Below are 13,578 nucleotides of genomic sequence, written 5' to 3' on the forward strand. Positions count from 1 at the left end.
TCTCGGACTTTCATCGGGGCGGGGGCCCGGTTGATCGCACAGATATGTGGAAAAGGTCGAGCTGCGGCGGCGGGGGCCGCCTCGGACTCAGCTCTTGAGGAAGGAGTCCACGCCGTCGGGGGTGGACAGCACGGCCCACATCGCGACCGGGTCGTGGAAACCGCCGACGAACGCGTCGGCGATCCTCTTGTCCCCGGCCGCCCGCCCGAACAGTTGCTGGACATGCGGCGGGGGCGGCATCAGGAAGGCGTTGCTCCACTCGACGACATGGCGCGCGTGGTCCCACAGCCGGGCCGACGCGTCGGCGCAGAACGCGGCGTCGAACGGTCCGGCGGCCGAGGCGATGAGCTCGGCCAGGGCGAACGCCGTGTGGGAGCCGAGGTTGGCGCCCTGGGCGGTCAGCGGGTCGTTGGTGATCCAGGCGTCACCGATGGCCAGCGCGCACGTGCCGTCGGCCAGGATCGCCCACCCCTCGCGGACCACCGGTGTGACGGCGCCCTGCGCCAGCTCTCCCGGCGCGATGAGGGCGAACCGGTCGGTGTCCACGCGTGCGCGCAGGCTCGGCGCGAACTCCCCCACCGCCCGCAGGACTTCGCGGTGGAAGCCGGCCGGATCGGCGGCGGAGTCCAGGTGGGCGAGCCCCTCCAGCGGTCCGCCCGGCACCGCTTCGAAGGCCAGCACGTGCGCCGGTCCGAGGCGGGACAGGAAGGGGATCCGCAGGATCTCCCCGGCGCCGGGCACGAAGTGGATGTCCAGCTGGTGCGGGACGTCCTCCTCGATGCCGTGGTAGAAGCCGCTGCACAGGATCCGCTGCGGCGTCGTGTGGGGCGAGCGCCCTTCGTCGACCGGGAACAGGTCCCGCATGGACCGGTTGCCGTTGGCGACCACCACCAGGTCGTGCCGGCGGCCCACCTCGGCCACGTCGGCGGGACCGGTGCGGACGTCCCCGCCGCGCCGGGCGAACTCGTCCAGCAGGTGCGGCAGGTAGAGACGGAAGTCCACCACGCTCGACGGGGGCGTCAGCGACGCGGTGAACTCCAGGTCGCCGCCCTCGCCGTGCATGGTGATCGCCCAGCTGTGCACCCGGGACTCGTCGGACTTCCAGGCCTGGACGCCGAGCGAGTCCTCCCGCTCCTGCGTCGGGGCGAACCGGGCCGGGAAGTTCCGCGGCCGCACCGAGCCGAGCTCCTCGGAGGTCTGCTCGGAGTACAGCGTCACGGGCACGTCGAGCTGCTGGAGGCGCAGGGCCAGCTGCAGCCCGGAGATCCCGGATCCGATGATGCCGATGCCGCTCATGCCGTCACCCGCCCGGCGGTGAAGGAGTCCGAGCCCAGTTCCCCGGCCAGCCAGACCAGGCTCTCCACCGTGTACCCGGCGGCCTCGGGGGACGCCAGGGCGGAGGCGGGGATCAGCACGGGCAACTGGAGTCCGGCGTCGACCAGTTCGCCGATCCGGTCCAGTACGGTCTGCCGGCTGCCCACGATGGCCAGGTCGGTGACCAGCTCGTCGGGGACGACGGCCAGGGCCCGCTCGACCTCCTCGCGTGTCAGCCGGTGCGGCAGCAGGTGCGACAGGCCCTGGTAGTCCTCGCCGAACGGGTGGGCCACGCCGTACTCGCGCCACTGGGCGGCGCCCGCGTGCAAGGCCAGGAAGCTGATCGCCTTGGCCTTGCACAACTCCTGCGCGGCCTCGTCCGTTTCGGCCACGATGACCGGTATGCCGCCCGCGGCGACGATCCGGCCGGGGTCCCGGCCCGCGGCGACGGCGGCTTCCCGTACGACGGCCAGCCGACGGGCGTACTCAGCCGGGCGCATCAGGTCCGAGGGGATCCAGCCGTCACCGTACCGGCCCGCGAGCGCGGTCATACGGGGTCCGCTGCCGCCGACCCAGATCTCCGGGACGCCGCCCCCGGGAGCGCGCAGGTCCATGACGGCCTGGTCCAGGGCGAAGAACTCGCCCTTGAACTCGTACGGCCCCTCGGTGTCGAAGAACATCCGCAGGATCTGCAGGGCCTCCTCGACCCGGCCCACCTTACGGTCGTGCCGGATGCCGTAGGGCTGGAGGTTCTCCTGCGCGCCCGCGCCGATGCCGATGACCGGCGGACGCTCGGTGAACTGCGCCAGGGTCAGCGCGGTCTGCGCCAGCACCGCCGGGTGTCTGCGGTGCGGATCCGTGACGCCCACGGCCAGCCGCACCGGACCGGCGCTCGCGGCGAAGTTGCCGAGCACCGTGGCGAATTCGAGCGACAGGTCGGGGGACGGGAGGACTTCTGCCAAGTAGCTGAAATCACTGTCCCAGGCCTGCCGCGGAAAGACGTTGATCAAGTGGTCGAACACCAGGAAGGTGTCCATCCCAGCGGAGCGCGCGAGTTCGAGCAGACCCCGCCCGCCGTCGACCGGCCCGACGGCGTCCCATGCCAGCCCCACCCTCATAACCCGCTCCTCACGGCCAGTACTTCTCATCCGATTGACTCGTCGGCCGCCGCCCGGGCGGCGGCCGACGCTCCTGCGTGCCTGTTTCACCGGGCCCGGTGCGGGCACGGCGGCCGGGTCGAGAACCGCCGTGCCCGCACCCGGATCCGTCCCTCGGTGGGGGTGCTCCGGTCTCAGATGACCTCGACCCGCTGGAGGTGGCGCTTGGTCGGACCGGTGAACGCGTTCCGCCCGTGGATGAGCGAGAAGTTGTCCGCGATCACGATGTCGCCGGCCTGCCAGTCGTGGTCGTAGCAGTACTCGGGACGGTGGACCCGCTCGGCCAGCTCGGTGAGGAAGGTGTCCTCCTCGGACGCCTCGATCCCGTTCACCTTGACGTAGACCGGGTTCTTGTACGTCTCCGCGGAGAGCGGCTCGGCGAACCGCAGCACGGGCAGGCCGGTGGCCGGGTGCTGGGTGACGAGTCCCTCGGTGACCTCGCCGCCGTAGTGCACGACCTTGTCGGTCGAATAGGTCATGCTGATGCGGCTCCAGCGATCGCGCGTCTCCTCGTCCGCGTCCCGGTAGACGCGCGAGGTGTCGGAGAAGACCGTCTCCCCGCCGACGCCCGGCGTCACGTCCAGGCACTGGAAGAAGAACCAGCGGGGGTCGGCCTCCACGAAGGCGCCGTCCCAGTGGAAGGGCACGTCTCCGCTGTCGAACAGGTAGTTCTTCGGGTTGTCCTCGACCACCAGGTCGACCACCTCACCCGGTTCCCACTTCAGGACCTCGCCCCACTGCCGGCAGTAGTCGGCGAACTCCTGCTTGGCCAGCAGGCTGAAGCCGCGCAGTACCACTACCCGCGACTCCACGGTCCAGCGGGCGAGCGTCTCGACCGGGATGTCCTCGACACGAGCGCCTCCGCCGAGCGCCTCCACGACGCGGCCGAACGGGCGCAGCGGGGTGTGCTTCAGCTTCAGGGTCTCGGTGGAGCCGCAGGGGTAGCTCTTGGTGTCGGGCTTTGATGCGGAATTCGTCAAGGGGTCATCCTCCTAGGAATCGATGGCCGACTTGGGGTCGACGAAATGGCTCGGGCGGCCGTTGCGCATGACAACGGAAGCCTCGAGGTTCTCCGCGTCCCACCTTTTGACCAGTGAAAGTTTGACGCCGTCGTCGAGTACCACTCCGTGCCACGGCGTCAGCCACGCGTCGTCGGTACGGAGCAGCCGGACGCCGATCTTTTCGGAATGCGGCGATTGCGGGTGTATGGAAAGGCGGACCGCCCGCGGGAACTTGTCGGCCACCACCCGGCTCCAGGCATTGGAGCGGCTGATCGTCTGGTAGGCCAGCTCCTTGGACTCGTTGCGCAGGGCCGTCCGCGAGACCGTGTCGCCCTTGATCCCCACGGCGTCCTCGAACATGAAGCGGTGGATCCCGTTGAACATGTTCCGGGTGGCGCTGTCGGTGCGCACGTTCTCCTTCAGCTCCGAGACCGCGGGCGCGTAGTCGTCTTCGAGCACCTGGCGCAGCTTGGTGTAGTCCAGGGAGCCGAAGGCGTCGTCGAGCCCGTACATGTCCAGCGAGGAGAAGTTGGCCGACTTGATCATCTCTTCCAGGCACACGCGGTAGTCGGTGACCACGTCGTCGGCCACGCCGACCACGTCACCGAAGACGTGGCCGTCCGAGCAGATCGTGATCCGCGCACCGGCGGGGTGGAAGTGGCCTATGTACTCGCACAGCGACTGGAGCGCTCCCAGCCCCACGTACTCGCCCAGGTCCGGGAGGGCTCCCAGCACCTTGGTCCGGTTCGGCGACTTCGCCGGGAAGGCGGGCAGGACCAGGTGGATGGGCTCCGACCGGCGGATGAAGTAGTCCAGCTTGGCCCGGTGGCTCTCGAGACAGCTCATACAGGGTGCGGAACTACAGTCCTCGCCGGCGGCCTTGTCGATGGAGGATTTCTCGATCCGCCGGAAGTGGTAGAGAAGCTTGACGATCTTTTCCGATAATCCTGAGGAAGAACTGCTCTCTTTCGGGTGTGCACTCATTTCTACTCCCCCGTTGAAACAGCATGCGGAATGGAACGGACTGACGGCATGGCGAGAGGAAGCGCCCGTCGCGGTATCTCGGCGACATCGCCTCGTGATCGCAGCCTCGAGGCCAGATCCGGAATCAGGCCCGAATCGGCACCTCGGGACGCCATTCAGATTTGCACACCGCGAAGCGGCCCTGCAATAGCAGACCGATTAGACCCGACACCGATCGATAAGGAAAAGATTATGGAACGCCGGGGAGCCGGCACCCGGGGGGACGGGTCCGGCTCCGGAGGCGGAGTGCCGAGGTACGGAAAACGGGGGCGGCCACCGCTTCGACGCGGCCGCCGCCCCCGTGGTGCTCCGTGCGGGGTCAGCTGACGTTGCCGGCCTTCCAGGCCGCCGCCACCTGCTGGTACCCGGCGCCCGTCGTGCCGCAGAGGTCGGCCGTGGCCTGCAGGGTCGCGGTGCGCGCCCCGGCGTAGTCGGTGGTCGAGGTCATATAGGTCGACAGTGCTTTGTACCCGATCTTGTACGCCTTGACGCGGCCGATGCCCGTCATCGTCGAGTTGTCGTAGGTCGGCGCGTTGTAGGCCACCCCGTTGGCCGTCTTGGCGCCGCTGCCCTCCGAGAGGAGGAGGAAGAAGTGGTTCGCGACGCCCGAGGAGTTGTGGACGTCGAGGCGGCCCACCGTCTTCTACCAGGAGTCGGCGGAGGCGCCGTCCTTGCTCGGCTTGCCCATGCAAGGACGCGAGCGCGAGGGGGACGGCCATCGTGGCCAACGCCGGCGTGGCCCTCCCCTGGCGCGTCCCCGGCCCGCGTACCGCCTGCACGGTGGTCTGGGCCGCGTCCGCCGTGATGCCGGCGGTGCTGCTCATCGGAGCGCCGTAGCCCGCGGAGAGGTGCCCGGGCTCGCCGTACGGGGAAGTGGGCCCGCCCTCCATGCGACCGGCCCACCGCCACCCGCTTCAGCCGGGGTAGTTGGTGCGCCAGGGCTCGTAGTACGGGTTGTCCTCGCAACGGTCCATGATCTCCACCTTCTTCACCGTGTCCACCGGGCAGACGGCCACGATGAACGAGCGCTCGATGCCGCCCGGGAAGGCCACCTCGACCTGGGAGGCGTACTTGTGGGTGTCGCCGATGGTCTGGTTGACGTCGACACCGCCCGGGGCGTCGATGTAGTAGTTCCAGCCGCTCTTCCAGGACTTGTACAGGTCGTGGTTGTACGTGGTGGAGACGTACGGGGAAGGCTGGTTGACCAGGACGTAACTCTCGATGTCGTACTGGCCGTTGAGGGTGTCCCTGGGCAGGAAGCCCTCCTCGAAGACCACCGACGGCGGGCGGCCGTCCGAGCGGTAGAGCTGCTTGCAGTTGATCCGCCAGGACGGGGAGGGGGTGATGCGCTCCACCTCCACGCGTTCGTCGGCGGCGGCGAAGAGGTGGTCCCGGACCCGGGGACAGGAGTTCGCGGGAGCGGCCGCGTGGAGCGATCCGGAGGCGGGGGCGATGACGGAGGCGGACGCGGACGCCGACGCGGATGCCGGGGGCAGCAGGGCGGCGGCGAGGGCGGTCGCGAGCACGGCGGCCCGCCGGCGCAGAGCAGAGATGATCATTCCCCCACCCTCGCGGCCCCACGACCCCCTCACGGGCATCCTCACTCGATGGTGAGCGTGTCGCCGGCCGCACCGACTTCCTTTCTCTGACGGGGAGTTGATGGCGTAACGATCCTTCGCCGAACCCCGTTCCCACGCCCCGGCCCGATCTGCTTCGAAGAGCGCCACGCTCGGCCAGGGACTCCCCCCGCCGAGCGTTTTGCGTGAGCAGCGCTCCGACACCTCGGCCTGCGACAGGTCCGGCCGAGTACGTCGCGGGCTACGGCGCGGTCAGCACCCACCACTGCCGCAACGTGCGGCGAGTGCGCAGGAAGATGTGCGGACCCCGACAGACGGGGCGGGCGTAGCGCCTGACGGGGTCGCCGTTCGGGAAGGCCAGGTCCTCGCGGCTCACCACCACAGCCCCCTCGTCCGTCAGCCGGATGTGGCGGAGGGCGTTCACCCGGGTAGTGCCGGCGACACCCTGTTCGTTCCCTCCGAGCAGGAGCAGCCGGTCCCCGCGGATCGCGAGGCCGACCGGGGCCGAGACAGGAAGGGCGTGGATGCGGAGGGTCCCGCTGCGCCCCGTTCGGGCGAGTGGTGCGCCGGGCCAGTAGGTGGCGTGGACCGCGGAGTCGGAGACGTTGACGGTGCCGACCTCCGCCACGTGGTCGTAGGGCTTCGGCGGGCGCAGGTCCCCTGCGGGGTTGCCCCTGCCGTCCCAGCGGACCAGCCCGCCCGCGCTGACGCGATCACCGCTGTAGATCCCCTCGTCGGAGTACCCGGTCCAGAAGCCGCTCCTGGGGTCCGCGACCAGGTGCTTGAGATGCGTTCCCAGCGGGAACCGGCGCCGGGAGCGGCCGTCGGGGCCGAAAATCTGGCCGGACCGCGCGTTCGGCCCTCCGCTGCCCGAGAGCACGAACCCGCCGCCCGGGAGGGCGTCGAAGGCGTCCGGGTCCACGGCCACCGCGTACAGGGTCCGTTCCCGAACCTCGCCCCGGTCGCTGATGACGACGAGGGCGTCGAAGGGCAGTGCCGCGGGCTCCGGGATGTCCCGGCCACCCCACCTGTAGGGAAAACGCGTGTCAGGGCAGATCAGCCAGAGAGCCCGGCCCCACGGATCGATCGTGGAGGCCAGTACCTTCCGCTCGTCGTACCGCCGAGGCAACAGTGCGTAAGGACGCAGTGCCACCTTCGTCAAAAGATCACCTCGCGGGCGAAGGAACGCAACGCCTCCATGATCACACGGGCGCCTGAGGGCTCGGCCTTCCAGGGGCACGCTGAGGCGCCGCCGCCCTTCCTGCGTACCGGCGATCGTTCCGGGCCGGGCGTTCGCGGGTACGGCCCTGGCGCGGGGAGCCGCGGGCCGGGTGAAAATGCGTTGGTGCGGGGCGTCACCTGGCCGGAACATGGGGGGCCGCCGTGTCTTGCCCGGACGGGGGCAGCTCGTGTGGCGCCCTGGGAGGGACCCTGCATGCCCCTTGCTCCGATCGTCCGACGCGTCCTCGGCGACGGGCCGTTCGCCGAGATCGGAGAACCGGGCTTGGCCGTCGCCGACGATCGGTCGCGGCACCCCGTACGGTCGCTCGCCTTCCACCCCGCCCTTCCCCTGTTGGCGGTGGGCACGGGGCGCTACGACGGCGGCCACTCCTCCGAAGGTGAACTGCTGCTGGTCCACCTGGACTCGGCCTCGTGGTGTCCGCCCTGGAGCCGCCGCGGGACGCGCTCGCCGTCGAGTGGTGCGGTGAGACCGCGCTGCGTCTGGTCCCGGCCCCGTACGACGACTGTCTCGCGGCCGCCGCCGGCCGGCAGTGGTCCGTACGCCGGAGGGTGTGGACCGTCGAGGGGCCGCAGGACGGCCGCGTACTGGCTGCTGCGGTGCTCGTCCCGGGTGGTCGGTGGCCGGTGCCGAGGCCGTTGGGAGGCCGCCGCGAGCGGCCGGTGCGGCTGCATCATTTCGGGGGTCCGGCGGTCGAGATCGAGGAGTCCCCGGTGTACGCGGGCGCCGTTCATCGCGGTCACGGTCTCCAACCCGGTGGGGCCCACTTCGTACGGCGGTCCCTGGACGGCACGGTGCGGTGGCAGCACCGTGCCGATCATCCCGTCACCGCCCTCGACTCCGACGGCACTGCGCACCGAGCTGGAGGTCGGCGGAACGCCGACCACCGTGCTGTCCCTCGCGGTGGCGCCCCAGGGACACCTGCTCATCGGGACCGCCGACGGCCGCGTCCTGGAGTGCAAACCCCGGTGATGACCCTGCCCGGCCGGGCCCGGGCGGGTCCGTATCACAGGAAACGAATTCGTTCGCACGTTCGGAGGTTGGGTGCACATCGCAGATCACACCGGGTGGGACCGGGACTTCCCGGTGAAGTACCTCTTGGTTCAGGACGCCGAGGACGGCACAGACGGGGCAGATGGCGCGGAGCGGCTCTGGGGGAAGTGCGCGGGCGTCGTGGGGCTGTTCGCCGACCCGGTCCCGCTGCCGCGCGAGGTGGTCACCCTTCGCGGATGCAGCCCGGACGGCCTCCTGAGCGATGTCCTGGCGGAGCCCGGAGGATCGCTGCGGAGTCTGGGCGACGTGTGCGTCGAAGTCTGGGACGACGAGCGGCCCGTGCAGTGGTGGACTCTCGTCGACGCGGTCGTGGTGGCCCATCAGCCTCACCCCGCGGACCCGGCGCGGTACGACATCGTGCTCGACGCCGCCGTCACGAGCGAGGAGAGCTTCTCCGAACCGCCCACGGAGCCGCGCTTCGAGCTCTTCGCCGCAAGGGCGCCAACGGCGACGCCGAGCGCGGGGTGGTGCTCCGCCGTCGACGGCCTGTTCAGGGAGCGGGCGTGCCCGGACCCCGTTCCGATGGAGCTGATCGGCTGCGAGCCCGCGGAGCCACTGCTCGCGGCGCTACGGCGCCCCCGCCGGTCGGAACGCGACTGGGCCCACCTCCTGGTCCTGGACCGTCACGGTGCCGTACTGGCTTCCCCCGTCGTGGGCCTGGCCATCACCGGAGCACGGCCGTCCGTGCTCGGCGGCACGCTCGTCGACATCACCCTCACCGACGGCGGCGACGACCGGCCGTCGCCGGCGGTCCGCCCCGTCTGGGAGAAGTGGTACCAGGGCCCGCCGGCGGAGCCCAACGCGTGGGCGCCGTACGACGCGCAGGGCAGGGCCGCCTGGCTTGACCTCAGCACCCGTGCCTGGCGGGTGCCCGTGCCCCGGCCTGACCGCTCGGGCGGCGAGTACCACCTCGACGGCCGGTTCGTCACGGACGTTCCCGGGCTGCACTGCGCGATCGCCGAGGCCCTGCTCGGGCCCGGCCGCTACTACGGCCGGGAGTGGAACGCCTTCAAGGACTGCCTGTGCGGTGGATTCGGAGCGGCCCCGCCCTTCACCTTGACCTGGCACGACTCCGAGGTCGCACGCCACGCCTTCGCAGCCGATGCGGAAGGCGCTCAAGGCCCTGGCCGGCTCTCCTACTTCGAGGAGATCGTCCACTTGCTCGAACGCAGCGGCGTCACGGTCGTGCTCCGTTGAGCCGCGGACGGCCGACCGGTAACGGCCCGGGGCGGTCGACCGGTAACGGCCCGCGGGCGGTCGACCTGTAGCGGCCCGGGGGCGGCCTCGGAGGCTGCACCATGCTCCGGCTCCCGGGCTCCGGTTCCGGGTTCCCGGTTCGGCTTACACGCGGGGATGATCACCGTATTCTGTGCCGGTTCGGCTCGACAAGGACCATGGGGGGTCATATGTCCCAGCGAAACACGCACCGGAGACGGCGAGTTGTCGCCACGACGGCGATGGCGGCGGCCGTCGCCCTGTCCCTCGCCGGCTGTGGGGGCACAGCCGCGAAGAGTTCCGACAAGCCCGGTTCGGCGGCGAACGCCTCCTCCCCGGGTCCCGTGATGCCCGCGCTCGTCGGCAAGAAGTCCGACGAGGCCGAGAGCCTCGTCAAGAAGGTGTCCACCAAGCCGGTCGAGGTGCGCAGCGCGTACGCCGACGTCGAGCTGCCGAAGATCCACGCGCTGTGGCTGGTCTGCTTCCAGACTCCGGCGGCCGGGGCCCCGCTGCCGCCCGACAGCGCCGCCGAGATCACCGTCACCGACACGCTCACCCCGTGCCCGGAGAAGGCCGGAGCCACCCTGCGGCCCGCCGGAACACCGACTCCGACCCGGCCCCCGGGCTCCGGCAAGACGCCGGCCCCCGCCACGACGGGCAAGGCGAAGCCGCCGGCGTCCTCCCCGACCCCGGCCCCGGCTCCCAAGGACGTCTCCTACAAGAACTGCACCGAGGCCAAGGCCGCCGGAGCCGCCCCGATCCGGCGCGGCCAACCCGGTTACGGAGAACACCTCGACCGGGACAACGACGGCATCGCCTGCGACACATAGGAGGGGGTGGGGAGGGAGAGCCGGGGCCCTGCCCGGTGCTGCGGCGAGATTCGGCCTGATGCCCCGGCAGCCCTCGCCCTCCGTGGGCCGGCGTGCGCAGAATCGCCCTGTCGCAACAGTTCTGAGGGTGGGCGGAGCCATGGGATTAGCAGGCAGTACGGAGATACCGCGGCTGGAGGGCGCCCCGCTGCTCGGGTCGCTCGCCGACCTGAAGTCGGACGCCCTCGGTACGTATCAGCGGGCGCGGCACCGGCACGGTGACGTCGTGCGGATCACGGCCGGTCCGCCGGGGCTGCGCACCGAACTGCACTGCGTGTTCTCGGCGGAGGGGGCGCAGCAGGTACTGGCCTCGCAGGCGGCCAACTTCCGCAAGGACAACGCCATTTACCAAGAGGTCCGCGACGCCCTCGGCAACGGCCTGCTCACCAGTCAGGACGAGGACTACCTGCGCCAGCGGCGACTGGTCCAGCCGCTGTTCACCAAGCGCCGGGTGGACGGGTACGCCGACGCGGTGGCGACCGAGACCGCTGCCACCCTCACCGCCTGGGAGGCGGCCCGGGACGGGGTGGTCGACGTCTCGGACGAGATGATGACCCTGGCGCTGCGCGCCGTGGCCCGGATCCTCTTCGGCACCGACGTGGACGCCACCGCCGACGTCGTGGACCGGTGCTTTCCGGTCATCACCGCCTATGTGATGCGCCGCGGCTACTCCCCCGTCAATCTCCCCCGCGACTGGCCCACTCCGGGCAACAAGCGGGCGGCCGCCGCGATGGACGAGCTGTACGCGGTGTGCGACGGGATCATCGCCGAGCGCCGCAGCGCGGGAGCGGGAGCGGGTGGGAGTGAGAGCAAGGGCGAGGGCGAGGTCGAGGGCGAGGACCTGCTGTCGCTGCTCGCCGCCGCGAGCAGCGCGGACGACGGGGAGTTCGACGCCACGGAGTTGCGCGAACAGGTACTGATCTTCCTGCTCGCCGGGCACGAGACGACCGCCACCTCGCTCGCCTTCTCCCTCCACCTGCTGGCCCGCCATCCCGATCTCCAGGACCGGGCCCGCGCCGAGATCGCCGCGGTGCTGGGCGACCGTACGCCCGGGGCCGCCGATCTCGACCGGCTCCCGTACCTCACCCAGGTGCTCAAGGAGGCCATGCGGCTCTATCCCGCGGCCCCCGTCCTCGGCCGCCGCTCGGTCGACGCGGCCGAGGTCGACGGGCACACCATCCCGGCCGGCGCCGATGTGATCGTGGCGCCCTGGGTGATCCACCGCCACCCCGACTACTGGCCGGACCCGGAACGCTTCGACCCCGACCGGTTCACCCCGGAGGCCGAGGCGGCCCGGCCGCGGTACGCCTGGCTGCCCTTCGGCGGCGGTCCGCGCGCCTGCATCGGACAGCACTTCTCCATGCTGGAGTCGGTGATCGCACTGGCGATGCTGCTGCGGACCTACGAGTTCGAGGCGGTGGACACCGAGGTCCCCGTCGTCGCCGGGATCACCCTGCGCACCACCGGTCCGGCGCGCTGCCGGATCCGTCGCCTGAAGGGCTGAAGGGCTGAAGGGCACGCGGGCGGCCTGGGGGACGGGCCGCCCGCCTCGGGGTCAGCCGCCCGCCGCCGGTGTGTGGTTGCCCTGGAGGCGGGCGAGGTCCGAGGGCCGCACCTGGATGACGAAGAGCGCGATCAGCGCCGTGACCAGGGTGAACGCGGCCGCCGCCACGAAGGCGGCGCTGACGCCCGAGGTGAGGACCTGGTCGCTCCAGGGCTTCGGGTACTGCTTGGTCTTGGCGAAGAAGAGCTTCTGCTCGGGGGTGGCGGTGCGCAGGAACGAGCCCGCCTGATCCCTGGCCTCGTTGCGGCTGGCCGTGCCGAAGACCGTGACCAGGATGGACAGGCCCAGCGAGCCGCCCACCTGCTGCATCGCGTTCAGCAGTCCCGAGGCCGCGCCCGATTCCCGGTCGGGGACGTTCGAGAGGGCCATCAGGGTCAGGGACACGAACTGCATGCCCATGCCGGCGCTGAAGAGCAGCATCGGTCCCAGGATGCTGCCCAGGTACGTCGAGTGAATGTCGGTCTGCGTGAGCCAGGCCAGTCCGGCGGCCGAGAACAGGGAGCCGGCCACCATGAACGGTTTGGGCCCGAACTTCGGCAGCAGCTGGGAGGTCATCCCCGCCGTCACCGCGATCATCGCGCTGACCGGCAGGAAGGCGAGCCCGGCCCGCAGCGGGCTGAAGCCCAGCACGTTCTGCACGAACAGGGTCAGGAAGAAGAACATGCCGAAGATCGCGCAGGCGAAGAAGAGCATGATCGCGTACGTACCGGCCCGGTTGCGGTCGGCGAACATGTGCAGCGGGGTGATGGGCTGGGGCGAGCGCCGTTCGTTGACGACGAAGAGGGTCAGCAGGACCACCGCCGCCGCGAAGGAGCCGAGCGTCAGCCCGTCCAGCCAGCCGTCCTGGGACGCGCGGATGAAGCCGTAGACCAGCGCGACCATGCCGAGGGTGGAGAGCAGGGCGCCCGCGAGGTCGAAGTGTCCGGGCCGGCGCGCGGATTCGCGGATCACCTTCGGGGTGACCAGGGCGATCAGCAGGGCGATGGGGACGTTGACGAAGAGCACCCAGCGCCAGTTCAGCCACTCCACGAGCACCCCGCCGGCCAGCAGCCCGATCGCGCCGCCGCCGGCCGAGACGCCGGCGAACACCCCGAAGGCCCGGTTGCGTTCCGGGCCTTCGCGGAAGGTGGTGGTGATCAGCGCGAGGGCGGTCGGCGAGGCGATGGCGCCGCCGACGCCCTGGAGGGCGCGGGCGCCCATCAACTGGCCGGAGTTCTGGGCGAATCCGCCCAGGAGCGAGGCCAGGCCGAAGAGCAGGACGCCGAAGACGAAGACGCGCCGACGGCCGAGGATGTCGCCGGTGCGGCCGCCGAGGAGCAGCAGGCCGCCGAAGGTGAGGGTGTAGGCGTTGACGACCCAGGACAGGCTCTCGGTGGAGAAGTCGAGTGCGGTCTGGATGTGCGGCAGCGCGATGTTCACGATGGTGATGTCGAGAACGACCATGAGCTGGCAGGAGGCGAGCACGAGCAGAGCTAGTCCGTGACGGCCTTCATTGCCTTGGACCTTGCCGTCGGTCCCGGTGCTGGTACTGCTCGGCGTAGCGTTCGGGTCCACTTTTTCGACGC

General features: G+C 70.7%; 12 protein-coding genes and 1 pseudogene. 4 read left to right on the forward strand and 9 right to left on the reverse strand.

What is annotated here, in order from left to right; all coding sequences use genetic code 11:
• Positions 1 to 87: 87 nt before the first annotated feature.
• The 8 genes and pseudogenes from OHA37_RS08410 to OHA37_RS08450 all read right to left on the reverse strand — a co-directional run bounded on the left by OHA37_RS08410 (position 88) and on the right by OHA37_RS08450 (position 8,121).
• Positions 88 to 1,296, reverse strand: a complete 1,209-nt coding sequence (locus tag OHA37_RS08410; RefSeq protein ID WP_266903714.1) for a styrene monooxygenase/indole monooxygenase family protein — start codon at positions 1,294 to 1,296, stop codon at positions 88 to 90.
• Positions 1,293 to 2,432: an LLM class flavin-dependent oxidoreductase gene (locus tag OHA37_RS08415; RefSeq protein ID WP_266903715.1), complete on the reverse strand. Its 1,140-nt coding sequence runs from the start codon at positions 2,430 to 2,432 to the stop codon at positions 1,293 to 1,295. The genes OHA37_RS08410 and OHA37_RS08415 overlap by 4 nt, the downstream gene beginning before the upstream one ends.
• A gap of 173 nt (positions 2,433 to 2,605) precedes the next feature.
• Positions 2,606 to 3,451 (reverse strand): TauD/TfdA dioxygenase family protein, encoded by an 846-nt coding sequence (locus OHA37_RS08420; protein WP_266903716.1) that lies wholly within the window; start codon positions 3,449 to 3,451, stop codon positions 2,606 to 2,608.
• A gap of 12 nt (positions 3,452 to 3,463) precedes the next feature.
• Positions 3,464 to 4,318, reverse strand: a complete 855-nt coding sequence (locus OHA37_RS08425; protein WP_266903717.1) for an isocyanide synthase family protein — start codon at positions 4,316 to 4,318, stop codon at positions 3,464 to 3,466.
• Between the two features lie 496 nt (positions 4,319 to 4,814).
• Positions 4,815 to 5,183 (reverse strand): annotated as a pseudogene (locus OHA37_RS08430) (M4 family metallopeptidase); the annotation flags it as partial.
• Positions 5,184 to 5,409: 226 nt separating this feature from the next.
• On the reverse strand, positions 5,410 to 6,054 hold the full coding sequence (locus OHA37_RS08440; RefSeq protein WP_266903718.1) for an ADP-ribosyltransferase: 645 nt from the start codon (positions 6,052 to 6,054) through the stop codon (positions 5,410 to 5,412).
• A 259-nt stretch (positions 6,055 to 6,313) separates the two neighbouring features.
• Positions 6,314 to 7,234: a hypothetical protein gene (locus OHA37_RS08445; RefSeq protein ID WP_266903719.1), complete on the reverse strand. Its 921-nt coding sequence runs from the start codon at positions 7,232 to 7,234 to the stop codon at positions 6,314 to 6,316.
• A 431-nt stretch (positions 7,235 to 7,665) separates the two neighbouring features.
• On the reverse strand, positions 7,666 to 8,121 hold the full coding sequence (locus tag OHA37_RS08450) for a hypothetical protein (RefSeq protein ID WP_266903720.1): 456 nt from the start codon (positions 8,119 to 8,121) through the stop codon (positions 7,666 to 7,668).
• Position 8,122: 1 nt separating this feature from the next.
• On the opposite strand from OHA37_RS08450, the gene OHA37_RS08455 reads away from it, so the two are divergent.
• The 4 genes from OHA37_RS08455 (at position 8,123) to OHA37_RS08470 (ending at position 11,953) form a co-directional block, all read left to right on the forward strand.
• Positions 8,123 to 8,284 carry a hypothetical protein gene (locus OHA37_RS08455; protein WP_266903721.1) on the forward strand — a complete coding sequence of 54 codons (162 nt, stop codon included), beginning with the start codon at positions 8,123 to 8,125 and terminating at the stop codon, positions 8,282 to 8,284.
• Between the two features lie 72 nt (positions 8,285 to 8,356).
• Positions 8,357 to 9,562, forward strand: a complete 1,206-nt coding sequence (locus tag OHA37_RS08460; protein WP_266903722.1) for a barstar family protein — start codon at positions 8,357 to 8,359, stop codon at positions 9,560 to 9,562.
• 209 nt (positions 9,563 to 9,771) lie between these two features.
• Entirely contained in the window at positions 9,772 to 10,410 is a 639-nt protein-coding gene (locus tag OHA37_RS08465; protein ID WP_266903723.1) for an excalibur calcium-binding domain-containing protein, read from the forward strand.
• A 139-nt stretch (positions 10,411 to 10,549) separates the two neighbouring features.
• Positions 10,550 to 11,953 carry a cytochrome P450 gene (locus tag OHA37_RS08470; protein WP_266903724.1) on the forward strand — a complete coding sequence of 468 codons (1,404 nt, stop codon included), beginning with the start codon at positions 10,550 to 10,552 and terminating at the stop codon, positions 11,951 to 11,953.
• 51 nt (positions 11,954 to 12,004) lie between these two features.
• Here OHA37_RS08470 and OHA37_RS08475 read toward each other — a convergent pair whose 3' ends face one another.
• Positions 12,005 to 13,567 (reverse strand): MFS transporter, encoded by a 1,563-nt coding sequence (locus OHA37_RS08475; RefSeq protein WP_266903725.1) that lies wholly within the window; start codon positions 13,565 to 13,567, stop codon positions 12,005 to 12,007.
• Positions 13,568 to 13,578 lie beyond the last annotated feature (11 nt).

Source organism: Streptomyces sp. NBC_00335 (genome assembly GCF_036127095.1).
In the GTDB taxonomy this organism is placed as follows: Bacteria; Actinomycetota; Actinomycetes; order Streptomycetales; family Streptomycetaceae; genus Streptomyces.